This is a genomic window from Cerasicoccus frondis (assembly GCA_031296915.1).
Taxonomy (GTDB): Bacteria; Verrucomicrobiota; Verrucomicrobiia; order Opitutales; family Cerasicoccaceae; genus Cerasicoccus; species Cerasicoccus frondis.
In genome coordinates, this window is record JAVDPC010000011.1 from 54,823 (window position 1) to 78,722 (window position 23,900).

At 53.8% G+C, this 23,900-nt stretch carries 20 protein-coding genes, 1 tRNA gene and 1 pseudogene; 11 read left to right on the forward strand and 11 right to left on the reverse strand.

Annotated elements, in window-relative coordinates; genetic code table 11:
* Positions 1 to 74: 74 nt before the first annotated feature.
* Positions 75 to 884: an SDR family oxidoreductase gene (locus RBB63_RS10960; RefSeq protein ID WP_309384108.1), complete on the reverse strand. Its 810-nt coding sequence runs from the start codon at positions 882 to 884 to the stop codon at positions 75 to 77.
* The gene (locus RBB63_RS10965; protein WP_309384110.1) at positions 881 to 1,219 is read right to left on the reverse strand and encodes a nuclear transport factor 2 family protein; all 339 of its coding nucleotides are present in this window, start codon (positions 1,217 to 1,219) and stop codon (positions 881 to 883) included. Before RBB63_RS10965 ends, RBB63_RS10960 begins: the two co-directional genes overlap by 4 nt.
* Before the next feature lie 80 nt (positions 1,220 to 1,299).
* Between RBB63_RS10965 and RBB63_RS10970 the strand changes: the two genes are divergently transcribed.
* On the forward strand, positions 1,300 to 2,223 hold the full coding sequence (locus RBB63_RS10970) for a LysR family transcriptional regulator (RefSeq protein ID WP_309384111.1): 924 nt from the start codon (positions 1,300 to 1,302) through the stop codon (positions 2,221 to 2,223).
* A 382-nt stretch (positions 2,224 to 2,605) separates the two neighbouring features.
* Entirely contained in the window at positions 2,606 to 5,134 is a 2,529-nt protein-coding gene (locus RBB63_RS10975) for a hypothetical protein (protein WP_309384113.1), read from the forward strand.
* A gap of 73 nt (positions 5,135 to 5,207) precedes the next feature.
* Here the strand turns inward: RBB63_RS10975 and RBB63_RS10980 are convergent, their stop codons facing one another.
* From RBB63_RS10980 to RBB63_RS10990, 3 genes are all read right to left on the reverse strand, one after another.
* Positions 5,208 to 6,761 carry a xylulokinase gene (locus tag RBB63_RS10980; protein WP_309384115.1) on the reverse strand — a complete coding sequence of 518 codons (1,554 nt, stop codon included), beginning with the start codon at positions 6,759 to 6,761 and terminating at the stop codon, positions 5,208 to 5,210.
* Between the two features lie 133 nt (positions 6,762 to 6,894).
* Positions 6,895 to 7,713 (reverse strand): alpha/beta hydrolase, encoded by an 819-nt coding sequence (locus RBB63_RS10985; RefSeq protein WP_309384117.1) that lies wholly within the window; start codon positions 7,711 to 7,713, stop codon positions 6,895 to 6,897.
* Positions 7,714 to 7,729: 16 nt separating this feature from the next.
* Positions 7,730 to 8,800, reverse strand: a complete 1,071-nt coding sequence (locus RBB63_RS10990; protein ID WP_309384119.1) for a 3-deoxy-7-phosphoheptulonate synthase — start codon at positions 8,798 to 8,800, stop codon at positions 7,730 to 7,732.
* 411 nt (positions 8,801 to 9,211) lie between these two features.
* On the opposite strand from RBB63_RS10990, the gene ygfZ reads away from it, so the two are divergent.
* Entirely contained in the window at positions 9,212 to 10,093 is an 882-nt protein-coding gene (gene ygfZ / locus RBB63_RS10995) for a CAF17-like 4Fe-4S cluster assembly/insertion protein YgfZ (RefSeq protein ID WP_309384121.1), read from the forward strand.
* Between the two features lie 34 nt (positions 10,094 to 10,127).
* On the opposite strand, the gene RBB63_RS11000 is transcribed toward ygfZ, so the two are convergent.
* Positions 10,128 to 10,256 (reverse strand): hypothetical protein, encoded by a 129-nt coding sequence (locus tag RBB63_RS11000; protein ID WP_309384122.1) that lies wholly within the window; start codon positions 10,254 to 10,256, stop codon positions 10,128 to 10,130.
* A 194-nt stretch (positions 10,257 to 10,450) separates the two neighbouring features.
* Here RBB63_RS11000 and RBB63_RS11005 point away from each other — a divergent pair, with 194 nt between their 5' ends.
* Both RBB63_RS11005 and galK read left to right on the forward strand, forming a co-directional pair.
* Positions 10,451 to 10,732, forward strand: a complete 282-nt coding sequence (locus tag RBB63_RS11005) for an HU family DNA-binding protein (RefSeq protein WP_309384124.1) — start codon at positions 10,451 to 10,453, stop codon at positions 10,730 to 10,732.
* 917 nt (positions 10,733 to 11,649) lie between these two features.
* Positions 11,650 to 12,810, forward strand: a complete 1,161-nt coding sequence (gene galK / locus RBB63_RS11010) for a galactokinase (protein ID WP_309384126.1) — start codon at positions 11,650 to 11,652, stop codon at positions 12,808 to 12,810.
* 25 nt (positions 12,811 to 12,835) lie between these two features.
* Here the strand turns inward: galK and RBB63_RS11015 are convergent, their stop codons facing one another.
* Positions 12,836 to 15,187: a PAS domain-containing hybrid sensor histidine kinase/response regulator gene (locus RBB63_RS11015; protein ID WP_309384127.1), complete on the reverse strand. Its 2,352-nt coding sequence runs from the start codon at positions 15,185 to 15,187 to the stop codon at positions 12,836 to 12,838.
* A 300-nt stretch (positions 15,188 to 15,487) separates the two neighbouring features.
* On the opposite strand from RBB63_RS11015, the gene RBB63_RS11020 reads away from it, so the two are divergent.
* A tRNA-Pro gene (locus RBB63_RS11020) sits at positions 15,488 to 15,565 on the forward strand.
* A 318-nt stretch (positions 15,566 to 15,883) separates the two neighbouring features.
* Here RBB63_RS11020 and RBB63_RS11025 read toward each other — a convergent pair.
* A complete protein-coding gene (locus RBB63_RS11025; protein WP_309384129.1) occupies positions 15,884 to 16,975 on the reverse strand; it encodes an integrase core domain-containing protein in 1,092 nt (363 codons plus the stop codon).
* 77 nt (positions 16,976 to 17,052) lie between these two features.
* Between RBB63_RS11025 and RBB63_RS11030 the strand changes: the two are divergent.
* From RBB63_RS11030 to RBB63_RS11050, 5 genes and pseudogenes are all read left to right on the forward strand, one after another.
* Positions 17,053 to 17,309 (forward strand): annotated as a pseudogene (locus tag RBB63_RS11030) (transposase); the annotation flags it as partial.
* A 120-nt stretch (positions 17,310 to 17,429) separates the two neighbouring features.
* Positions 17,430 to 18,596 carry a hypothetical protein gene (locus tag RBB63_RS11035; protein ID WP_309384130.1) on the forward strand — a complete coding sequence of 389 codons (1,167 nt, stop codon included), beginning with the start codon at positions 17,430 to 17,432 and terminating at the stop codon, positions 18,594 to 18,596.
* Positions 18,596 to 19,741 (forward strand): hypothetical protein, encoded by a 1,146-nt coding sequence (locus tag RBB63_RS11040; RefSeq protein ID WP_309384132.1) that lies wholly within the window; start codon positions 18,596 to 18,598, stop codon positions 19,739 to 19,741. The genes RBB63_RS11035 and RBB63_RS11040 overlap by 1 nt, the downstream gene beginning before the upstream one ends.
* A gap of 3 nt (positions 19,742 to 19,744) precedes the next feature.
* The gene (locus RBB63_RS11045; RefSeq protein ID WP_309384133.1) at positions 19,745 to 21,127 is read left to right on the forward strand and encodes a hypothetical protein; all 1,383 of its coding nucleotides are present in this window, start codon (positions 19,745 to 19,747) and stop codon (positions 21,125 to 21,127) included.
* A 76-nt stretch (positions 21,128 to 21,203) separates the two neighbouring features.
* A complete protein-coding gene (locus tag RBB63_RS11050) occupies positions 21,204 to 22,076 on the forward strand; it encodes an MBL fold metallo-hydrolase (RefSeq protein WP_309384135.1) in 873 nt (290 codons plus the stop codon).
* Between the two features lie 306 nt (positions 22,077 to 22,382).
* Here the strand turns inward: RBB63_RS11050 and RBB63_RS11055 are convergent, their stop codons facing one another.
* The 3 genes from RBB63_RS11055 to RBB63_RS11060 form a co-directional block, all read right to left on the reverse strand.
* Positions 22,383 to 22,688 carry an integrase core domain-containing protein gene (locus RBB63_RS11055; protein WP_309384137.1) on the reverse strand — a complete coding sequence of 102 codons (306 nt, stop codon included), beginning with the start codon at positions 22,686 to 22,688 and terminating at the stop codon, positions 22,383 to 22,385.
* 203 nt (positions 22,689 to 22,891) lie between these two features.
* Positions 22,892 to 23,083 (reverse strand): hypothetical protein, encoded by a 192-nt coding sequence (locus RBB63_RS23660; protein ID WP_425503896.1) that lies wholly within the window; start codon positions 23,081 to 23,083, stop codon positions 22,892 to 22,894.
* Complete coding sequence (locus RBB63_RS11060; RefSeq protein ID WP_309384139.1) at positions 23,008 to 23,472, reverse strand: hypothetical protein; 465 nt, start codon at positions 23,470 to 23,472, stop codon at positions 23,008 to 23,010. Before RBB63_RS11060 ends, RBB63_RS23660 begins: the two co-directional genes overlap by 76 nt.
* Positions 23,473 to 23,900 lie beyond the last annotated feature (428 nt).

Consider the following 23,900-nt stretch of genomic DNA (forward strand, 5'->3'; position numbering starts at 1 on the left):
CAGTTAAGTAGCCCCACTGCATCCAACCGCCTTGAGTCGCACCAGTTAGCACTTGGATATTTCAAGTGCTCTGTTCAAACGGTGGGAATGGAGCCACCGTCAATGATGTAGTCCGCTCCGTGAATGGAACCGGCGCGCGGAGAGGCAAGAAAGGCCACCAGTTCTGCGATCTCCCACGGCCAGGCCGGGCGACCAATCGGGATGCCACCCAGCGCCTTTTCGATGCCTTGTCGTGCAGTCTCCTCGTCCGTACCGCTGTGTTCAGCAAGCCGGGACACCATGGCCTGCGCCGCCGTCGTATAGATCCAACCGGGGGAGACGGATGTGACGCGCACTCCTTTGGGCCCAACTTCTTTCGATAGCGCTTTGCTGTATGTGGTCAGCGCTGCCTTCGCCGCAGCATATGCAGTAGTTGACTCAGGTAAGGGCAACTGCCTCTGAATCGACGAGATGTGGATCACGACGCCGGATTGACGCTCTACCATCGCTGGAACGACGACTCTGTCGACGCGCACGGCAGCCAACAGATTCAGGTTCAGCTCTTCCATCCACTGTTCATCACTGAGAGCTGCAAAACCTCCACCCGGCGCGCTTGAACCGCCGAGATTGTGGACAACAATGTCTGGCGCACCACCGAACGCATCCAGGAGTGCAGCGGCGGTTTTTCCAGCGCCTTCCGCTGAAGACAGGTCCCCCGCGAAGAAGATGCCTGGGAGGTCCGACTCCGTTGGAGCCCGACGTGCGGTGGTGGCGACCGATGCGCCAGCGGCGGCAAATCTGCGAACCATCGCTTCGCCTGCCCCCTTGGTGCCTCCTGTCACGAAGACACGTCGTCCGGCAAACTCATCGCTTGAAATTGCCAAGTCTGGTTGTTCGATATTCATAGGATGCTCAGCTCAGAAATTTGTTCATTACTCATCCGCAATTCGTAGTTGAGATCGGCCGGGCTGCCGGGAAAATTCCCGGCTACCCTGACGGTCATCTTCAGTTGATCTCCGAACATCTGCGCGCTCATCACTGTGGCGTGTGGTTGATACCTAAGGCTCGTTTGTGAAACCCAAGATTCGATAGCAGCGGAGCCGACATGGTCCTCTTGCTCGTCGTGGACTGATGCGTCAGGCGTAAAGCAGGCAGCAGCGCCTGCGGCGTCGAAGCGGTTGACTGCTTCGACATATCTGGTCACCGCATTGGGCAACTGGTAGGTGGTGTTCGTTTTCATCACTTGAAAGTTGCAGTATCATATCTCATTACCAGCAAAGCGTCCAATGCCGTGTTTTTGGGCTCGCTAATACTTTTAGTTTGAGTCAGCTCAAAAAGGTGGAACTTCGCCACCTTCGTTACTTCGTCGCCGTAGCGGCGCACGGATCGTTCAACCGAGCCGCTCAGGTCCTGCACCTCACCCAGCCCGCGCTTAGTCGCCAAGTGAAGGATCTTGAGGACGAGCTGGGCGTGCGGTTGTTTGTGCGAGGAAAGAACGCAGTGAAACTCACCGAAGCCGGTGAGCGATTCTATGATGAAGCCCGCGAAGTGTTGGCCCGAGCAGAACTAGCCGTCCAGCGGGTGCGCGGCGAGACTGCTGGTGAAGTACTGCGCGTCGGTTACTCAACTTCGGCGACAGCCGACATACTCCCCCGCGCGCTGCAGCGGTTTCAGGCAGAAAATCCTGGGGTGCGAGTCGAGCTCGCGGACCTTTCACCGCCAGAAATGAAACGGATGGCAATTGAAGGTCGATTAGATGTTGTCATCGCACTGGAGCCATCGATCGCGACTGCACCTGGATTTCAATGGACCGAACTGCGTCGACTAACGCTCGTGCTGGTAATGCGCGCCGATCATCCATTGGCGAAATTGAAGCGCATCGCACCGAAGCGCCTGCGTGATGTCTCTCTCGTCGGGTTGGCCCAGCCTAATTTTCCCGATTATGTCCCGCATATCCGTAGAATCTTGAAACCCTTCGGCATTGAGCCACGTTTTACAGCCTTGGAGACGGACGGCATCTCCACGCTTTTCGCCAGCTTGGAGGCGTATCAGGCGGCAGCGATCCTGGCAGATAGCGTGATCAAATTCATGCCACGCTCGCTGGTGTCCCGACCATTCTTGCCAAAGTTCGATCCAGTGATCGCCACCATCGGTCAGTCGTCCACGCGTCCCAATCCAAACGCCGAATCGTTTGTCGAGTCACTGAAATCGGAAGTTCAGCACTCAAAGACTTCCGATAAATGACCACTCAAAAGTCCGACTCTTTGCCCCCAAGAATCGGATATTGCACCGGGACCTCACAGTCCATCCGCCACGAAAAGCTGCATGGCTCAGGCTAACAAATCTCGTGACCCGCTTTGCGTGGCGAGGTCGCCATAAGTGGACGCTTGATAATTTTTTTTGGCGCATTTTCCGTTATTTCAGCGTGTTAGAATAATAATGATTAACAAACGCCCTGCCCCGCCGAGCCAGTAGTGTCTGGGAGAGCAGCGCATCTATCGATTTGATGAAGAGAGTTAAATCAAATCTTCACACACTCCAACAACAACGGTTTATGATAGCGCCACTAGAGATAAAACCGCACACCATCCGGACCTTAACGCTGGCTCTTGCAATAACAGGCATAGTGGCCTCTACAGCCAACCTTGCATCCGCTGATCCCGATGTCTATGGGCCAACGCCTTTCTATAAAATATTGGAATCTAGCTTTTCCAAATCTTGGACGCCCGCCGCCAATGACGTCATCGACAATCGCGAGCATATCCTGCTGCTGGATGCGGCGACACAGTCCTACTGCCTAAGCATAGATTCAACCACCTCCCACACGCTCACCGTTACCAGCGTATCGGACATCACGAGCGGCACTGGGACGTACGGGACGGTCTTGCGCAGTATGTTTCAAATTCTTGATCGGCATACGCATGAGCTTTTCGAGGAGAGCCTGAGTGGCACTTACTCAATTCAACCCGAGCTCATGTCCTATTTTTCGATCGACGCCGACGCCGCGACAGGTGTCAGCGCCGCCACGTCTTTGACCGTTCGTGACCGCGCCTCTTTCTACATGGAAGAGCAAAGCATCATCGCCTACCTCATTTTCACGTTCACGGGCGACGCCGAGTCGACCAAGGTTCAGGCGACGACGCGCTTGATTTATAATGCAGTTACGGAGGAATATGAGGAAGACCCCGCCTGGTCTTCCGATCAATGGCTGGTCATGAACTCAACTTCCGTTTCGCTGACCTCAACCGAAGCCGACGCCACCGAGTTCCTCCTCGCCAACTCATTTGATCTCATTGATTTCAGCCTTGAGGATGGTTCAGATTTCAACGCCGGGAGCATCCCTTGGCAAACGAACTCATTCGCCAGCTATCCAACCGATAGCGAAGGAAATCTTGCGGTCTGGGATTTCTACGACAGCGCGCTGTTTAACTTTTTTCCCAATAAGGTTGATGACTTTTACCAGGCCCAATTTGGCGACAGCGATGACGCCGCCGAAGCAGCCGAGCAAGCGCTCAATGCGATTGAAACAATGCTGATCGCTGAGGGTTCTGCGCTGCGCTATGACAAATCGGTTTACCTCGCTTATCGCGAAAACTCCTTGAGTCATCGCTTCGGCGCCTTCGACATCTACAACGCCGCGCTGGGCGAGCGCACCGTCGCCGACATCTATTTCGTCAACGCGACGGATGACGACGGCGTTTACCATCCGTTCATGGTGATTTTTTCGCACAACGCCTCCGGCGGCCCGAACTTCCTGATTGATGTAGCCCGCCCGCCGGGAGACGGAACAACGAGCGGCTATGAAAGCCAGACCATTACGCGCAACGCGATACTTGAGGCAAGAATCACGAAGATTCCCCTAAAGGATTATGGCCTGATCACAAACCTGACCGACAATGACATGGCGGGGCTGGGTTTGGCGACATTGGCGAGCGACGCGGGGCTGCCCGAAGCAGACTGGAATGTCTTAAACTACGCTGGTAACGCAGCCACCGGAATTGGCATCGATGGCGCGAAAATATACCCTGCGATGAACAACGAAATCGTGTTGGCGACCAGCGTTGCCGAAATCACCTCCACAGGACTGCATGTTGGTCGTGGCATGAGCCTGCACTCGCACGCAGATGGGCATGGCTACAATGGCAATGGCATAAACCTTTATAATATCGAAGACTATGAGGGGCGCACACACCCGCCGCTGATAGGCTTCTCCTTTGACGGCGTGGCCATCTATGGCAAATACGAATCGGCATACAGCATGGACGGCGATGACGTGGCGCTCGACGAATTTGGCGGGCATAGTCACGGAGACTATGGTTACCATTATCACGCATTTGAGGGTTCCGTTACGCAGACGATCAGCATGCCCACAACTCCGCCATTTGATGTCACTTATAATCAGCACTATTTTTCGGTTGGTGCCTGGAAAGGCGACGTGAATGAGATCCCTGGATTCGCCGTCAACACGGAGAATCAATTTGAAGACGACGACACTAAAAAATACATCGGCGGTAGCAATACCGCCACGGCGACCATCGCCGTGATCACCACCCAACCCCAGGACGTCGCCATCACCAGCGGAGATGCGACCACCCTCACAGTCGTTGCCACGGACGCCAGTGGCTACCAGTGGTATTCCGGCGAGAGCGGCGATACGACCAACCCGATCGATGACGCCACCGCTGCTTCCGTTGCTGTCAGCCCGACCACCACCAGCACTTACTGGGTTGCCATCAATGGAACCGAAGGCTTCGTAACCAACTCTGACACCGTCACCGTTACCGTTGCCGACGCAACCTCCGCCTATGAAATCTGGGCGGCGGCCAACGTTCCCGACGCCACTGGCGAAAACGAGGACCCGGACGGAGACGGCATCGAAAACATTATCGAATACGCTCTCGGTTTAAGCCCAACGGTCACTGATTCCTTTCCACTGGTCCTCAATATCACGACCCCCAGCGCCGCTGAGTATAGCCGCCCCGAAGGAGGCGCCGAAGGCATAACCTACATTCTTCAGACGTCCGAGGACTTGGAAATTTGGACAGCCAACACCGACTTCTCAACCACTTCGCAAGGCAACGGATTTGAAACCGTGACGCATCAACTCTCCATTAGCGGCATGATCTTCGTTCGCTTGAATGTTCAATCAGAGTAAGCAGTGCCTGGGATTTTAAGAAGTTGATGGCGCGAGCAGGAACGAACGCCGCACAGGACAAATTGCTGTTCCTTTAAGCCTCTCTCAGCAATTGAGCAAAGCGCTCGGACTGCGCCTCATACGTGGCAGCACTTGCTTGCGGCAATACCTCGCTACCGGGCTCCGGCTGGCAAAACTGCGCCTCCAACTCGGTGATCGGCAAGCTGAGGCTACAGTTGGCGGCGCGCATCGCCGCGCCCAGCGCCACTGAGCCACTGATCGCCAAGCGCTGAACCTTGGTCTGAAAGACATCTGCGGCGACCTGGGCAATGGCGTCATTCGTCGAGGCGCCACCAGTCAGGTAAATCACTTTCGGCTCCAGTTGCATCCAAGCGCTGCGTAGCTTCAGGTTGATGCACTGCCCCTCCACACAGGCGCGGATGGCGGCATCGGCGTCGGCCCATTCCTCAAACGTGCTGCTGCCCGATAACACCGGAGCAATCCAATCCAGGCGCGGGCTAATTTCCGGTCGAAAGAACGGCAGCATCACGTTGCCGCCATTGCCAGGAGGCGTCGCTTGCAACGCCGTCGTAAACCGTGACCAATCGTAGCCAAACCGGTTCTTCACCTCTTCACGGGCCAGCGAGCCATTAACGAAGCACTGCAACGACATCGGCCCGCCCAGCGGATTGCCAAACACGTGGCCATAGCCAGCCGGATCGGTCACGATGCCCGGCATCGCAGCAAAGAAGGTGTCCGAAGTTCCCAGCGACACCACCACTTTGCCAGGTTGGCTCGCGCCCATGCCAACGAGGCTGCTCGGGTTGTCCCCGGTAAACACCGTCACCGGAATGCCCGCAGGCAGGCCATATTTCTCCGCGAAAAACTCAGACAAATAGCCGACTTCGGTCGCCCCGTCCACCACGGGCGGCAACTTTTCTTTCAGCCCCGGGGCCGTGGCGTCCAGCAATTGCGCATCCCAGGTCCACGTCGAGACGTTGAGCAAGTTCATGCCAGCGCCATCGCCGGTGTCCAGCGGCGCATCCGCCCCACACAACACCGAGCAAATGAACGAACTCACCAGGTGAATACGCTCCGTCCGCGCATAGCCGCCGGGATCCATTTTATAAAAACGCCGGATCTGCGGGCCGGTAAATCGCTCGATCGCGACTGAGCCGGACTTCTCGCAAACGGCCTGTTGGCCGCCCACCGCCGCCGCGATTTCGGCGCATTCCTCCCCCGTCGAGGTATCCATCCAAATCGGCGATGTGCTGCACGCCAGGCACTGGGCAAGCTGATCGCTGAGTGTGCCGTTTGCGTCGAGCATGCTCACGCGGTCCACCCATTTTCCGTTGAGATAAACCGAGCCATGCTGCTGCCCGGCGCCGGAAACCGCCGCGATCTGCGAGAGGTCGCACAGGTCGGCCAACTCCGCCAAGAGCAGCTCCAAGGCATCGAGCCACATCAGGGGGTTGGCGTGCACTTCACCTGCAGGCCCATCCGGGATAAAGCCCGACGGGGCGTTGTATTGAGGAAGGCTCTGGCCGAAATTCACCGAGGCTTCGGCCACAACGGACCCGCTGTCGGTGTCGATCACCAGACCGGAAAAACTTTGCGTGGACGCATCGAGACCTAAGACATGGGGCATGGCGAAACTTCCTTTTTGGGATTCAAGTACTTACACTATTTTAAACCGATTGGGTCAATTTGGGAATAGCGCCGCTCGCCAAAAACTTTGCAGTTTCAGTCAATTCACACCCCAGCTAATCAAGCGCCGAGTGCTAAATCAACGACTGCAAAAACTCGCCCACACGCACCGCGACCTTGCAGAGTTGATCACGGTTGTCGCCGACGATCGCGTGCCCGATGTTGTCAAACTCGGCGTACTCGGCGCGGCTGCCGCCCGCCCGCCAAGCCGCTTGCCCCAACGCGCCCTGTCGCTTATGCACAACCGGGTCCTGGCGGCCATAGATGAACACCGCAGGCGGCAAACCCGGCGCCACGTGCGTCAACGCGCTCGCTTGATGATAAAGCGACGGATTCTCCGGATAATTGACGCCGAGCAAATTCCGCTCCGCGCCCGGCTGCTCTCCATTATCAAACCAGCGCGTTATGAAATCCAATGGCCCCCAAAGCTCAACCAAGCCCTGACAGCCCGGCAGTCTGCCGGTCGTCAAAGACAACGCAGTCAACGCGCCGCCAGCAGAACTGCCGCCGACAAACAACTTGCCCGCATCTACGTTCCACGCGGCGGCGTTTTCCCTCAGCCAACTCCACGCATAGGCGACATCGTCCACCGGCTTGGGAAAGGTCGGCGACTCGGGCGTGCCCAAGCGATAATTCGGCGCAAAAACCGTCACCCCTAAATGCAGCGCTAAATAACGCCCCAGGTAAGAGCATGCCTCGGGATGCCCAGTCTGAAAACCACCGCCATGCACGAGCATGATCGCAGGCATCCCAAGCGTGGATGCTGCCGGCTGGAAAATCATCACCTGCTGTTGCCAACCATCGATTTCGCGAATCGGCAAAGCGCGGGCAGTTAGGACACCGGGGCAATCCGCCTCGACTGGCAGCGCGACGATTTCCTCAATGCTCAGCATCGACCAGCGACTGATTTTAGGCGAAGCGCGGCGCGAGCTTTTCGTAAGCGGCGCGCAGGCTCTTTTCGGTGTCTTCCCAGCCCAGGCAAGGGTCGGTGATCGACACGCCGTACTCCAAATCAGCGATCGGCTGCGGAAATTTCTGGCTGCCATGCTTGAGGTTGCTCTCGACCATCGCGCCGATCATGGCGTGGTTGCCATCGAGGATCTGCTGCACGGCTTCGTCCAGGATCTCCGGGCTCTTCGCCGGGTCCTTGCCGCTGTTGTCGTGCGCGCAGTCCACCATGACGGCTGGGATCAGCCCCTTGGCCTTAAGCTGCTCGGCGTAGTCCTTGACCTGCTGGGCGGAGTAATTCGGGCCCGCCTTGCCGCCACGGAGAACGAGGTGGCAGTTTGGGTTGCCCTTGGTGGTCACAGCCGATGCGCGGCCATTGGCCCCGATGCCGAGGAAAGTCTGTTGCTGGCTTGCCGCTTTGATCGCGTTGATCGCGGCTTCAATCGAGCCGTCTGTGCTGTTTTTGAAACCGAGCGGCATGGAGAGGCCTGACGCCATCTGGCGGTGAGTTTGGCTCTCGGTCGTGCGCGCGCCAATGGCGGTCCAGCAAATGAGGTCGGCAATGTACTGCGGCGTAATGGGGTCGAGCAGCTCGGTCGCGGTCGGCAGGCCGATGTCGATCACTTCGCGCAGGAAGCAGCGGGCGATTTTGAGCCCTTCGGGGATGTCGCACTGGCCGTCGAGCTGCGGGTCCATGATCAGGCCCTTCCAGCCAACCGTCGTGCGCGGCTTCTCAAAATAGACCCGCATGACGATGTAAACGCGGTCTTCGAGCTCCTTGGCGAGCTTGACGAGCTTGCGCGCATAGTCGCGACCAGCCTCCAGGTCGTGAATCGAGCACGGGCCCACCACCACGAGCAGGCGCGGATCATCGCCAAAAATAATGCGGTGGATGGTCTGCCGCGCCTCGGTGACGAATTCCGCCTGCGCGTCGGTCTTGGGGATGGACGTGAGCAGCTCTTCCGGGCTGGGCAGCTCCCGGATGGATTCGATGTTGATGTCGGTCGTGTTGATCACTGGCTGAACTTGCATGTTAACGAGGGCCGAAATTGGGCTTGGAAAAAACGGTCAATAACGCCCATGCCAGCGCCGGACTCAAGCCAAAAACCGGATAAGCTTATATATCGCAGCGCAGCCGATCAGGACTAAAACTTTATTGAATGCGCATTTTTCAACCACGAAGCGCACGGAGCGCACGAAGGGTGTAGCTAAATGATTTCTGATTAAGGTGGAGCCTGCTGTCCCCAGCAGGCTGTTCCATCATGCTGGCAGAGAGGCAACTGAAAGCCCGGTAGGGACACGGGCTCCACCTTTGCCACCTACTTTTTTCATCTACTTCGTGTCCTTCGTGGTTAAAAATCCCCCTGCCTCGCCGCTCACCACCTCCACGGAAAGCCCCGTCCTCGATTGACAACCAGCCCGCTTTCGCCTTGTTAATGCCCCATGCCCGCCCTCCAGGCCTACACTTCCCAGCCCGCCGTACTCGCCGTCACCGATGAAGATGCGGCCGCTTATCTGCAAAGCCAATTCTCCAACGACCTGCGCCGCAGCGAGGCGAACCCCGTCACCTACGGGCTCTTCCTCGACCGAAAAGGCAAGGTGCTCCACGACGCGTTCATCCTCCAGCGCGCCCCCGAAGATTTCCTCCTCGTCAGCTACCACAGCGACGCCGAAGCTTTGCAACGCAAAGTAGAGGAGAACATCATCGCCGACGAAGTGGAGATAGAAAATGTCTCCGCTCAATATCGCTTAGTGACACTCTTCGGCAGCGAGGGGTTGAGTGACATTACGCCGCCGGAAAAATGCTTTGCTGAGCGCGACGGCGTCCTCGTGTTCTCCGGTCGACTCGCAGGCGCAGGCAGTCTGGACTGCCTCGTTCCGTCCGATGCCGAATGGCCGCCATCCTTCATCAACACTGTGCCTGCGGACAGCAGCGCTGCACTGGCCGCGCGCATTGCCAGCGGCATTCCGGCCATTCCGCAGGACATCGGCGAAAGTGATTTACCGCATGAAGGCGGTGATTTGTCCACGGCCGCCGTGAGCTACACGAAGGGCTGCTACCTCGGCCAGGAAGTCATGGCCCGACTGCACGCGATGGGCCGGGCGCAGCGCGCGATTTACCGCGTTAACTTTGCATCGCAAAGTAATGACGGCTCACCGCTGCCAGTCTTTTCCGGCGAGCGCCAGATCGGCGCCGTCACCTCGCATCGCGACGGCGCAGGCCTGGCCTTACTCAAGCGACGTTACGTGGCGAACGACGCCCAGCTTTGCATCGCAAAGCCCGGTGGTCCGGCGCTGGAAATTTTTTCTGAAATCACGGCTTGAAATGGCGGACGACGAAGGTCAGAACGAAGACAGTTTAACGCTGCTTTGTCAGCGTTTGGGCGCGCCCGAAGAGCAGGCGCGGACGATGGCTCGTCAACTCCTGAAACGATCCGAACAAATCGCCCGAGAACGCGGTATCAAGCGGGTTGAGGCGATGGATCATCTCTTACGCCTTTTGATAAGCGGGAGTCAAGGGATTAATCCTCTAGATCCCCCACCAGAAAAAGGCTAGAGCCGACTGAAAAACTCTAAAAAAAGCAGTTTCTCGTGCTAATTTCGTTGACGAGACAAGGCACAAAGCCTCATAAGGGCATCGGTTAACACCAACTAACTAACGCAAATCCTAATCTAAATAATATGAATAAAGCAGAACTCGTAGTTGAAGTGCAAAAGAATCTCGGCAAAGACGCCACCAAAGCTTCCGCCGAGCGCGCAGTAGAAGCAGTCCTCGATGCGGTCAAGAAGGGCCTCAAGAAGGACAAGGCTGGCGTTCAGCTCATTGGTTTCGGCACCTTCACCGTTGCGAAGCGCGCAGCTCGCATGGGTGTCAACCCGAAGACCAAGGAAAAGATCAAGATCAAGGCTTCCAAGACGGTTAAGTTCAAGCCAGGCGCTGGCCTCAAGGCTCTGGTCGCCTAACCCCAAAGCGATTCATACCCAAAAAACCCGCGCTGGCAACGGCGCGGGTTTTCTTGTGCCCAGCGTCCAGCTGAATTTTGCAGTGCGAAAGCACGGAGAGGCAGGCCGGCAATGATGATCCATTCAGCGGCCAGCCCTGCGCTCTAAGTCGTTGATTATCAGCGCGGATTATTAGTCAGAGCTACTCACTAATAAAATGCTCGGACGTTCACTTTTAAGTTGTAGATCCATGCGACTCGACTAGTATTCAATCGATCACTAAACAAGTAGCACAGGCGTCCCGCCTGTGTTGTTTCAGTCAGATTGATCCGGGGCACAGGCGGGACGCCCGTGCTACTCATAAGCGGCCACGCACACGCCCCACCTTACCCACCTTACCCACCTTACCCACTTTCAAACTCATGAACATCCCCCCAAAACATCCGCCTTAGCAAACTAGAGCAGGTATCCCAGTCGACGCCATGCGAGGTCATTCGGGCCGCGCGTGTCGGCGCTCCGCGTTAGCGGGCACATTCGCCGCCGGGCTTGGTGTAAACATCCCGGTTGCGACGCCCCTTGCTGCGCGGAACCGCCCGACGCGCGACGCCCTATTGCCAGCCTGATCAGCGCAGCATCGACGTTTCCGCGCGGCCCCTGAGCTGCGCGACCAGCCTCCTGCGCCGGACTCCCGGCGATCGGGCAGGTTGTATCGTGTTCCTTGAAATGAAATTTGCGGGTAGCCCCCCCCCCCCCCCGGGGGGTGAACGTCGGGAGATTCAAAAATGAAGTTTCCTGCTGACTTTAATCTCCCACCCCAACGCGTGGGGGCATAAGAGCAGCTACACGGAGCCTGACCGCTGAACTGTAAACAACGCCCTCATCGGAGTCTGGTGAAAATTTAGCTTTAAATTTTTCTAGAACCTCCTTGCCTAGGGTACGTGATTGAAGACCTCTTTATTAAACGCTTTGGCCAGAGCCCCAAAGTCATTGCCCAGGCGCCTGGCCGTCTGGAGTTCATTGGCAACCACACCGACTACAATGGCGGCCCAGTGTTGGGCGTTGCCGTAGATCGGCGCGTTTCCGTCGCCCTCTCCCCCTGCGATGGACGCCAAGCCACACTCTGGAGCGCCAGCATGGATAGCGAGGTCACCGTGGACATCGACCACATCGAGCCACTGTCCGGCAAGGACTCCTGGGCGAATTACGCTCTCGGAGTGCTCAAGGAATTGATCGCCATCGGCATGGAGACGCCTCACGGCTTCACGATGGTCGTCGACAGCGACTTGCCCGCCGGAGCCGGTCTGAGCAGCAGCGCCGCATTCGAGCTGGCCAGCGGTTACGGCTTCACCGGCCTCTACGACTTCGAACTGGACCGCGCCGACATGGCCCGTGTGGGACGCCGCGCCGAAAACAGCTTCGTCGGCATGCCCTGCGGCATTCTCGACCAGGGAGTATCGGCCTTCGGCGACATCAATCGCCTGGTGAAAATCGATTGCGCCTCTGAAACCTTCACCCAGCTCAAGCTTCCTGAAGACGTGCATTTCTGGGTTTTCAACACCGCGAAAAAGCACTCACTGGTCGACTCGCTTTACGGCAAACGACACGAGGAGTGCATGGAAGCGCATCGCCTGCTTAAGCATCCGCTGCCCCACGCCCAAAACCTGGCGCAAGTCTCGTCCGCTCAGTTGGAGCAACACCAGGGCCTTCTCGGCGACGTGCTGACCCGCCGCGCCCGGCACATTGTGGGCGAGAGCGAGCGCGTGCTCGCCGTCGAGTCTGCGTTACAAAAAGGCGACATGGCCGCAGTCGGCAAGATGCTGTTCGAATCGCACGGAAGCTCACGCGTTAACTTCGAAAACAGCATCCCGGAGCTTGATTTACTGGTCGAGACGCTCAAGCAGTCAGAACATGTCTGGGGCGCCCGCCTGACTGGTGGCGGTTTTGGCGGCGCGGTCATGGCGGTGACCAATGGCCAATTCGACCAACACGACGCCGAAAAGATTATCGAAGCCTACGAAAAAGCCTTTGGCCAAGCCTCAACCTACTTCCACACCACGACAGGACCTGGCGCCAGCGAAGGCCACTTGGTATCGATTTAGAGCACGCTTCATCTAGCTTGGCCGATCAGGTGTTAACCGCGTCGCGCCCAATGGCGATCTTGCGCAAGACCGCGCGCACGTTACGGGCTATGATCGGCTTATTGATGAAGTTCAAGCTGGGCTGCATTGGCGGCGTTGAATTCTTGTTTTGCGGGCTGCTTTCCATCAGCACCACCAAGCTGGCTGACTCGTTTTCGTGGCCAGCCTGCCCCCCCTTGATGATTTCCGCCATCTCGCCGATTGAGAAGTCCGCAATGTCGTCATCCATCATGATGATGTCGTAGGCATTGTCCTGCAGGTGGCTGATTGACTCAATCCCGTCCTGCTGAATGGCGATCTCATAGCCCAGGCTAGCCATGATTTTTTGCATGATTTCAATCGTCGCGTGGTTGGAACACTGCATGAGGATTCGCAATGGGAAAATTTCCGCAAAACGGCGGTCTTCGATTTCCTCATAGAGCAGGCTGCTCGCGCTGGGCGCCGCCTCATTGGCATTCACCCGCGTGGGCAGCGTGAAGTAAAAGGTGGAGCCTTCGTTGATGTTGCTTTCGGCCCAGATCCTGCCGGACCAAAGCTCGACAATGCGGCGACAGATCGCCAGCCCCAGGCCCGTGCCGCCAAAGCGCCGCGTCGAACTGGAGTCCAGTTGGGTAAACGACTGAAAGAGCTTGGCCTGATCGCAGTCTTCAATGCCAATACCAGTGTCTTTGACGGCAAACAACAGCTCCGAACTCCATGGCTCGCCCTTGGGTAGCGACTGCGCGCCAACACTGATCGTGACTCCCCCCTCCTGCGTAAATTTGAGCGCGTTGGCGGTGAGGTTGAGCAACACCTGACGCAGCTCCGTGTAGTCCGCCATGATATGGTGAGGGGTTTCCGGCTGAAACTCGACCCGAAAGCTCAAATTCTTCTCCTGAGCTTCCGCTTGCGTCACTTCCTCTATCTCCTGAAACAGAGCGTCTAAATCAGTTTCCTGCTCCCTTAAGTCGACCTCTCCCGCCTCCAGACGGCTGTAGTTCAGCACATTATTGATCAGCTCAAGCAAGTTGAACGCATTGGCTTTGATGATATTGACCAACTCAGCGTCTTCCTCGCTTTTCAACGACTCCATCAGCAGATCGGCAAACCCGATAATCGAGTTCATCGGCGTGCGCACTTCATGGCTCATCACCGCGAGAAACTCGTCCTTACTCCGGTTGGCGGCGTGGGCAGATTCCCGCGATTCCTTGAGCTCGGTTTCAATGCGAATCTGATCCGTGACGTCATTAACAATCGAGGCAAATCCAACGACTTCCCCCTTGTCGTCGACCAGCGCAGAGTTCGTCCAGTCACAAATAATCACGCGGCCATCTCGGGTTATGTTGTCGTTCTGGCTGCGATTACCGCCTTTCTCTTGGCGCATTTCACGGAAGATGCGGCGACACGGCTCGATAAACGCCTCTCCGATCAGCAAAGTGAATGGTTGCCCAATCGCCTCACGCTGGCTGTAGCCGAAGATATTCTCCGCCGACTGGTTCCAGGCCCGTATCGTCCCATCAAGCTCCCATTCAATGAAGCCGAGGGGCATACGCTCGATGAAAAACGTCAACCGCTGAAACGCTTCGCGACGCTCTCCTTCCACCCGCCGCCGCAAACTGATGTCACGACAACAGCAGATGACGCCAATAATGTCCCGCTGAGTATTTTTTTCCAGACTCAGTGAAACAAATATCGGCAGCACATCGCCATTTCGCCGCCTGATATCCGTCTCAAACTGATGCCGGTCATGGATCAGCAGCGGCTCCAGCAACGAATGCATGCTAAAATCCGTTGCGCGGCCTTTCTGGAAGATCGCGGAGAGAGGCTGCCCCATGACCTCATCGCTTCCAAAGCCAAACATGGACTCCGCCCGTTGATTCCAGGACTTGATGCTCCCGTTCAAATCCGTGCCAATAATTGCCATCGAAACTTGGTCGAGCATTCGTTTCTGTTGGCTCAACTCCCTCGTTTTCTTGGCTAATTCATGGCGAGTCTTTGCCAGTTGCATCAATATCTTAAGCGTAGAGGCGGCCTCACTGACGCCCTGAGGAGCCAGAGTCGCATCGATGAAGTCAACTGAGGGATATTGACCACCCTCCTCAATGAGCCCCAATACAGCCATCGTCTCTGAGCGTAGCTGAAGCAAATCACACACATCCTTCGGCAATTCACTGGACAAAGAAACCACAACAACCAAGGCAACATCTCCTTGACTACGAATGGCTTTCAGAATTCCAGAAGCCTCCATTGGGCAGTCACAACACTCCGTCCCTGTGAGTTCGCCCAGGGTAAATTGCTCGGAAATCTCGCCCACCAACAGCAGCTTAACCGTGGTGTCGAATGGTGAATTTGAGCCCATAAATAGGAACAACACTCTATTGTAAAAAATTTGTTTGTCCAACCCAATCCTGCGGCCGCTTTGCCACAATTAATAGACAAATAAAATCCTTCAACAGAATTGGCACGCCCACTGCTTAATTATTTGCGAAGGCGGCTTCCGCTAATGCGAAGTCACCAATTGTTAAGGGGTCGACGTTTCGGGGTTTCCGTCGACCCCTTCTTTATTTTAGGTGTCCAGATCACGTCGGGAAAATTTCTCCTGAAGAATGGTTTGACAAGGCAGCCCCGGCGCCCTGTTTTCTTGCCTTTCCGTTTTAGGCGGGCTGTAGCGCAGTCTGGTTAGCGCACTACACTGGGGGTGTAGGGGTCGGAGGTTCGAATCCTCTCAGCCCGACCATTTAGAAAGGCTTCGATTTATTCGAGGCCTTTATTTATGCCCAATGCGGCATGATTGCAGGGATTGAGGCGATTTGCCCGTACGACCTAGAAATTCATCCAAACCGAAAAACATCAAAAATCATAGCCACCATCAGGCATTGAGCACCGCCTGAGAATCCGAAAATAGCCAAACTTTCATCCGAAACATCGTTCCTTGACAGTCATCTCTCACAAATGTCAGCCCAACGCAGACGTTTTCACTGAATCCGCACAGCAATAAAGAACAAGCTGACTCAACTCGCTTTCAGTGAACAACGGAATCAAACCGGCAAAAAGACTACGCAGCCTCGCGATGGTAGTAGTTCAACAGCCCGCCTAAACGGGCACTCTTGACCATCCTACCCTCGCCGTTCGACGATTGCTCATTCCCTGTGGCTGGAAATGGGATCATATTATCAAAACCATGGTGATTCCGTTCTGAGTGATAATGCTCCAGATACTGCTCAATGGCTCGGCGCACAGAGCCTTCACCGATCAAAATCAGCTGGTTCAGGCATTCATGCTTGATTGATCGCACAAACCGTTCAGCAAAAGCATTCAAATTTGGTGAACGCGCCGGAAGCTTGAGCGGCCTGATATTCACGCTGCGAAAAACCTTACCAAAGGCTCTGGTAAAATTACTGCCACGGTCATGAATGAGGTAGCCTCGGCGACCAAAGCCTTGGATCGGCCCATCAAAGCCGGTGAGTTCTCGGGCTCGTTGCTCGCACCATTCACCGGTTGGGTGTTCGGTCATATCACCGAAGATAACTCGACGACTTTCCAAGTGAATAAAGAACAGCACATCGTAGGTTGCCAGGTGGAATCCAGACCAAGCCTCGGCCGTAAAGAAATCACAGCCCCAGATCACCTCCTTGTGGCGAGCAATGAAGTCGGCCCAACTCGTTTGCTTTCTACGCTCAGGCGCTGGATTAATCCCATTACGCTCCAGAATCTGACGAACCGTTTCTTTGCAGATCGAATGGCCGAGATTACACATTCGATTCGCGATATCCAGAGAGCCAGACCTTGGATTCTCACGAGCTATTCGCATGACCAGATCCTCCACTTCTTTCGGTTTTCGCGGTCGGCCTGGATACTGACGTTTCTTGGAACCATCAAACTTCTCTGCAATGAGTCTTCGATGCCAGCGGTATAACGTATCGGGTGTCACAAGGTTTGCGTATTTCTCGATGGCTTTGCCTAATTTCTTGGCTTTCTCCGCGAGCACCTTACGTTGAGCATCGACCAGTTTAGGACACTTCCTTTTGAAATGATACTGCAATACGCGAACCTCTTCCTGAAGATAATCAATTGCATCCAACAGCTCCTGATTTAATTGATTCGTGAACAGCGCCAGCAGCTTCGCCAACAAGATTTTTCCTTCCATTCGAATCAATTTGGCGATACCGCAAGAAAGCCGCAATCCTTGCATTTATGCAGCCGGACGAATTTCTAGGTAGCACGGCCTACAATGCGCTCGATGTGACTGATTTTCACCACATGCAAATCAACCACTCAGAACTCTTCGCCGACAAGCAAAACCACATCAATGGCATCGAGAACTTTTGGAACCAGGCTAAGCGCCACCTACGCGATTTAACGGCATCAAACCAAACAACTTTTACTACTTCCTAAAAGAGTGCGAATGGCGCTTCAACGCAGGCAACCACAAAATCCTCCTCAGCCAGCTTAAACAATGGTATTCAGAGTCCAATCACTAGCCTTAGCTACTTCAGCCCTAACTATAATCAATCAATGTTCATTGGTTTTCCTAAAAAAAAATCGAACAGGATAAAATTTGGCACTTGAAATCCAGATCATTCATAAATAATGAATATCCCGTGATTCACCTAGTATTCGTTCACGGCGTTAATACTCGCTACTCAAACAATGATCCACTGAACGACGCAGAAGTAGTCGGCCGCCAGGGGGCATTCACCAAGTATTGTTTTGGTAATGGTAAGGTTACTTATTATGAGCCTTATTGGGGCCTTCATGGACCACCGCAACGAGACACCTGGAATTCATTACCCGGAACCGACGATGTCTTGCTCGCCATTGGCGGAGGTATCGGAGCCGTCCAAGCTAACGCGATCGCATCCGAAAATCATCTGCTAGCTGCAGCCCAAAAAGACTTCGGCGGCCTACTTAATTCGCTCAGCCTGACACTAATACAGGACGGCGTCTCAGAGAACGATAAGAAATTAGCTGACGCTATCGGCACATATGCGGCGGACATTGATAGTGATGGAGAAACCTCGACCGCACCTAATTGGATCAATGAAATTACGAGCGACACTGAGTTGATCGAAAGAATTGAGCAGGAGGTCACTCCTTTCATTGAAGGTCAGCCAGTCGTCGCGTTAGGCTTCGGAAACTGGATTGGCGGCAAACTACAATCCGCTAAAAACCGTGTCCTTGGCGCCGGAATCAGTTTAATCGACGACAGGCTTGTGAAATGGATACGGGGCTTCACCCCAAACTTGGCGGTATTCCTCGGAGATGCATTCATTTACATCAAACAAGACCAGCCCAGAGAAAATATTCGGGCCGCAGTTCTGTCTAAGATACTGGATGCTGCAAGGGCAGCTAAACAGGATCAGGGAAAGCTCATCTTGGTCTGCCACAGCATGGGCGCCAATATTGTCTATGACCTGCTTAACGACCCAACTGTCATTCAAAACTTGAACCATCAACTGGGACAACCCTTCAAAGTTGATCTACTGCTAACCGTCGGTACTCAGGTGGGGCTGTTTCAGGAACTCAACCTTTTCGCCAATCCAATCCCCAGTCATCTCAGTGATATGCGGTGCGACCACTGGTGGCATGTATATAACCGCATGGATATCTTATCGTTCGCCGCAAAAGAAGTTTTCAATGGCCTCGATATCAAACAATTCCGCGTCGATACCTCGGCAAACATCCTCAAGGCGCATTCCGCCTACTTCCTATCGCCTGTCTTCCAAAAACGTCTAGCTAAGCGCCTGCAAAGTGCTGGCCTGATCTAATGAGCTTAGTTTGGGAAAGAAATACTGCGGAAGACCAGCCGCGCCTCCATTGCCTGATTTTGGGCATTGGGCGCTACGAGCATCTGGATGCCGTCTTAGATCGCCAATGCTGTGTCGATAGCGCCCAGGAGTTTATTCGTTTTCTTGTTAAGAATGCGGATCGCTTTGATGCACCGCTGCAAAGCATCGAATGCGTCATCTCCGATCCCAGCATTGATCCCGCACAGACGAAGGATAAAATTTCCATTCCCGATGATCCGCTGGGTGATAAAACCGTCGAAGTCGCCAACGGCAAACTTGAAAATGTCCGAGATGCCTGCAGCGATTGGTTGGATCGGTGTCGCGAGGGGGATATCATGCTTTGCTACGCGTGTTCCCATGGCGTTGCGGGACTAGACAATTCCCATCTACTTGTGTTGGAAGACTTCGACTTAAACGCAGGTAATCCAGCCGAAAAGCTCCTTGATGTGGGAGCCATTGCACGCTTTCTGCCTGCACGAAAAAAGGCGGGGGCGTGCTGGGTTTTTTACGATGCCTGCCAAGAGGTGCTGCCCCAACTCGTAGGGCTGGTGAACGGCGCAAGCGCCTATACGCCTGTCGCAGCCACCGTTCAGGAATTGGTGAGCTGTCGCGTGCGAAGCGTGGGTTTGGCCGCCTCTAGATTCGGTCAATATGCAGAGGCAGCAAACCATGATGGGCTGACTAATTTATCACGTGCATTGCTCCATGGGCTAGAGAAATGCCTGATCGAAGACGACAGTTTGCCATGGCTTGTTACCAACAGCATCTTTCACTACAATCGCATTGGAGATCTGGCTCGCAATTTCTTTGGTTTGCGACTGGAAACCGATTTGTTCAGCGATGACCTCAAGAAAGTATCCCTGATGGAGCTGGAGGAGCTGGTCATTCCCGTCGTCGTATCGAGCAATCCTAGCCATCTAATTAGGAATGCCACGCAGGCTGAGATCCACAATGGCGACCCGAATCAGCCGCCCTTGACCCGGCCAGATGCAGCTTCCCCCTGGAAGCTTGAAATCAGGCATTCGCCAGGCGTGCATACGCTTTCTGTAACGAAAGATGATGGCAAACGAATCGACCAAGAATTCACCTTATCCCCGCCTTTTGTCTGCATTGAACTTACTTAACCGATGAAGCAGTCTTCGAATATTTATCAAGAGCGATACACGTTCCACTCCCCCGGAGATGGAGCCTACCAGTTGCAGCTCAAACATACCGAAGGGCTTGATCATGCCAGTCTGTTTCTTGCCGGTTGGAACGACACGAAAACCGTTATCCTCGCACCAGGCAGTTATTATGGCGCCATGCATCGGATAGGTTCTCAAAAAAGTGAACGACAATTTTTTGAGCTTCAACTTACAGAAAATCAGACAGAGATCCGGCTTTCGGAAGTCCATCCGCAAGAGAGGATGGAATCGACGATACAGTCGGCTACATCTAAAAGCCTTGGCCCCCGAAGAGTCCGCCGCAGCAAAATCGGCCAGCTTAGCTCGGAAGCAACTATGTCATTCCTGCAGAAGCAGGAATATCTTGAACCACCAATGGCAGCACCTGATAGTGACGCAACTGCTATCCCAGACCGCAAGAACATTGTCGTCAAAACCAATGATCAAAGCCTACCTTTTGCAGTCGCTCTCTCGGAGACTGAATCCTTCGGCGCCGAGGCAATCTGGCGACCCGCCCCCCCCCAAAGCGTAGCTGTCACAAACGAAGACGGTGAATTGGTCATTGATCTTGGATTCGATTTTCAGATCAAGCATCGATTACGAATGAACCTTAGCATTTGGGAGCGAGAGACCCTCAGGCTGAACCTACCTAAGTACCGAGACGGCATTCGTATTACGATACGCCCTTCCGAAGACGGCCAACTGGATGGAATCATCGAGTTGACACCCCTTGACGAAAGATTGCAGGTCCTGCTTGAGGCTCTTGTCAACATGCATTCTGACGATGCGCTTAAAGCTCTCTCATGGGCAACGGAAAGCATGTATTGCATAGAGGCGCGCGAATTTCTGGCGCAAAAATATGATGATCCCTGGGCCGCCGTCGTGGGTGCAGTCCTGCTCGCCAATACATCCCAAGCGGGTAAGGTTCTAGAATGGATGGATAATCTTTCCCGCATATTGCCCAGCGTTAGCGATGTTTATATCGCATCGGCGTGGGCCTGTGCATCTCAACAAGACCTTAGCCGTGGCGAAATAGAAGCAGCAGTTCTCGGTCGATTGGGAAAAGCCATCCATGTGGGGGCTCCGACCTTTCAAGCCTCCAGTTCTCTGGCGCAGCAGCTACTTGATAGCCTATCTCTAACCGCAACAGAAACCGAAACACGTACCGCCGCAAGACGCTACCTCGAAGAGTTTTCCCAGCGCTTCAGCAGTCGCGCTTACCCGGGCCCCTACTTAGTCTGGGTGGCACAAGATGCCTTCCACGAAGCCCAATTTTTAGAGGAGGATGGCTACAGCGTTATTGCGAGTGGCATGCTCAGTAAAACAGGTTTTCGATGTTACGGGTAACTTCTGGTCAATGTGCAACCGCACTCAGTTTCGCGAAGTTAATCCTAACTTAGATTTACTATAGTATAAAAATAGCATGTCAGGTTTGATCTATCATGAAATTGTCGACAAGAGGACTGGTGATTACGATCCCCTCAAAATAAGATTCTTGGGCACGGCCAGTTTCATAATCCAAAACAAAAAACGTAGCATCGTACTGGATCCTTTTGTAAGTCGCCCCTCATTCCCAAGATTGCTATTTCCACTTAATTGTAATGCAAAATTTATAGCTGACAAGTTCCCTCAGGCTAACGACATACTGATTGGCCACTCGCACTACGATCACCTCATGGATGCGCCACACCTCTGTTCGATCCGATCAGGTAGCCGCATCATTGGAGGTCGATCAACCGCTTTGATTGCTGAGGCACTTGGTGTGTCTAGAGATTCAATCATCGAAGTAACTGGCCATGAAACAATTGAGTGTGGATGTGCCCAGGTTCGCCCGATTCCATCTAAGCATGCTCCTGTCATCGGAAATAAGATATTCTTTGATGGATATGTCACGAAAAAGCCGACCCCTCCTCTCTTCATTTGGGATTATAAAACTGGTGAAGTTTTCGACTGGCATATCAAAATTGACGGCAAACAGATTGTCCACATTGGCTCATCCGACTTCATCGAAGAAGAAATCGAGAAGATCGAAACTACTCCCATTGATGTCGTATGCCTCTGCGCCGCCAATTGGCGACACCGCAAGGAGGAGTACATCCGCATGGTCATCGATAAGCTCCAACCCAAATACATCTTGCCTTGCCACTGGGACAACATCTTCAAACCATGGGGAAAAGGCAGCAGAAGACCTTCAATTTTTTTCAGACTCGGTTTACCCAACCTAATCGAAAGAATTCATGCCGAAGAAAATGTTGAGGTAATTTTATTAGATTTCGACGGAGTTCTTTTGCTATAGAACCGATTTCAACACTTAGGCTTTGACAAAATTAATCAGTACATTCGTTAGCCTAGCTAGTGTGGTCGTACTACCTAGAAATTCATCCGATAAGGAAAATACCGCAAATCCTAACAGTCATCGGTGCTTGAGCATTGCCTGAGGCATCGGGAATGGCCAAACTGTCATCCGAAACATCGTTCTTTGACAGTCATCGTCAGCAAATTTCCGCCAAAATCAGACGCTTTCACTGAATCCGTACAGCAATAAAGAACAAGCTGATTCAATTCGCTTTCAGTGAACAACAAAATCGAACCGGCAAAAATACTACGCAGCCTCGCGATGGTAGTAGTTCAACAGCCCGCCCAATCGGGAGCGCTTGACCACCCTACCCTCGCCGCTCGCTGACTGCTCATGCTCCGGCCCTGGAAATGGAATCATTTTATCCAAACCTTGGTGATTCCGTTCTGAGTGACGATGCTCCAGATACTGCTCGATCGCTCGGCACACCGAATCTTCGCCAATCAAGATTAAATGATTCAGGCATTCATGCTTGATAGATCGCACAAACCGTTCAGCAAACGCATTCAGGTTCGGTGAACGAGCAGGAAGCTTCAGCGGCCTAATATTCACGCTGCGAAAAACCTTACCGAAGGCTCTGGTAGAATTACTGCCACGGTCATGAATCAGGTAACCTCTGCGACCAAAGCCCTGAATCGGTCCATCAAAACAAGTCAACTCCCTTGCTTGCTGCTCGCACCATTCACCGGTTGGGTGTCGGTCATACCACCGAAGATAACTCGACGACTTTCCAGGTGAATAAAAAACAGTACGTACTAGGTTGCCAGATGGAATCCAGACCAAGCCTCAACGGTAAAGAAATCGCAGCCCCAGATCACATCCTTGTGACGCGCAATGAAGTCAGCCCAATTCGTTCGTTTTCTACGCTCAGTCACTGGATTAATCCCATTACGCTCCAGAATCTGACGAACCGTTTCTTTGCAGATCGAATGGCCGAGATTACACATGCGATTCGCGATATCCAGAGAGCCAGAGCGTGGATTCTCGCGAGCCATTCGCACGACCAGCCCTTCACATTTTTTGGTTTTCGTGGTCGCCCAGGATACTGCCGTTTCTTCGAACCATCAAATTTCTGAGCAACCAGTTTTCGATGCCAGCGATATAGCGTATCTGGTGTGACAAGATTCGTGTATTTCTCAATGGCTTTACCTAATTTCTTCGCTTTCTCTGCAAGCACCTTGCGTTGAGCATCAACCAATTTGGGACATTTCTTTTTGAGATGATGCTGCAACACGCGAACTTCTTCCTGCAGATAGTCAATCGCATTCAAAAGTTCCTGATTCAATCGATCCGTGAACAGTGCCAGCAGCTTCGCCAACAATACTTTTCCTTCCATTCAAACCAATTTGACGCTGAAGCATCACGTCCGCAATCCTAGCATTTATGCGCTCGGATGAATTTCTAGGTAGTACGAGAAAGGCCATTGATCAATATATGAAACATTTTCACCATGAGCGAAATCACCAGGGATTGGACAATTTGATCCCATTCCCCTACTCGCCCGCTAAGCCCGATCAATCCTCAGAGATTCGTAAATTTGAACGGCTCGGCGGTCTGCTAAATTACTACTACCGAGACAACGGAAAGGAGGAGCTTAAGGCAGCCTAAAAAATCGTCAACGCAACCGTTTTTGAGGCAATTTTTCTATTTTCGCATTTGCTTTTTTAGGTCCGCCTGAGTGGATAAAAAAGCGAACTCAATGCGAAACGGTTCGGAAACCCATCGCTTTAGCCCGACCATTAAAGCCGAAGCGATCCAGCGCTC

Bases quoted from the DNA above. Each gene is read 5' to 3' on its own strand.
- RBB63_RS11000 (WP_309384122.1), bottom strand. From the start codon at position 10,256: ATGATCCATCGCCTCAACCCGCTTGATACCGCGTTCTCGGGCGATTTG.
- RBB63_RS11040 (WP_309384132.1), top strand. From the start codon at position 18,596: ATGAGCTTAGTTTGGGAAAGAAATACTGCGGAAGACCAGCCGCGCCTC.
- RBB63_RS11045 (WP_309384133.1), top strand. From the start codon at position 19,745: ATGAAGCAGTCTTCGAATATTTATCAAGAGCGATACACGTTCCACTCC.
- RBB63_RS10980 (WP_309384115.1), bottom strand. From the start codon at position 6,761: ATGCCCCATGTCTTAGGTCTCGATGCGTCCACGCAAAGTTTTTCCGGT.
- RBB63_RS11005 (WP_309384124.1), top strand. From the start codon at position 10,451: ATGAATAAAGCAGAACTCGTAGTTGAAGTGCAAAAGAATCTCGGCAAA.
- RBB63_RS10985 (WP_309384117.1), bottom strand. From the start codon at position 7,713: ATGCTGAGCATTGAGGAAATCGTCGCGCTGCCAGTCGAGGCGGATTGC.
- RBB63_RS11060 (WP_309384139.1), bottom strand. From the start codon at position 23,472: ATGGAAGGAAAAGTATTGTTGGCGAAGCTGCTGGCACTGTTCACGGAT.
- RBB63_RS11015 (WP_309384127.1), bottom strand. From the start codon at position 15,187: ATGGGCTCAAATTCACCATTCGACACCACGGTTAAGCTGCTGTTGGTG.
- RBB63_RS10990 (WP_309384119.1), bottom strand. From the start codon at position 8,800: ATGCAAGTTCAGCCAGTGATCAACACGACCGACATCAACATCGAATCC.
- RBB63_RS11025 (WP_309384129.1), bottom strand. From the start codon at position 16,975: ATGGAAGGAAAAATCTTGTTGGCGAAGCTGCTGGCGCTGTTCACGAAT.
- RBB63_RS11050 (WP_309384135.1), top strand. From the start codon at position 21,204: ATGTCAGGTTTGATCTATCATGAAATTGTCGACAAGAGGACTGGTGAT.
- RBB63_RS23660 (WP_425503896.1), bottom strand. From the start codon at position 23,083: ATGTGTAATCTCGGCCATTCGATCTGCAAAGAAACGGTTCGTCAGATT.
- ygfZ (WP_309384121.1), top strand. From the start codon at position 9,212: ATGCCCGCCCTCCAGGCCTACACTTCCCAGCCCGCCGTACTCGCCGTC.
- RBB63_RS10960 (WP_309384108.1), bottom strand. From the start codon at position 884: ATGAATATCGAACAACCAGACTTGGCAATTTCAAGCGATGAGTTTGCC.
- RBB63_RS10965 (WP_309384110.1), bottom strand. From the start codon at position 1,219: ATGAAAACGAACACCACCTACCAGTTGCCCAATGCGGTGACCAGATAT.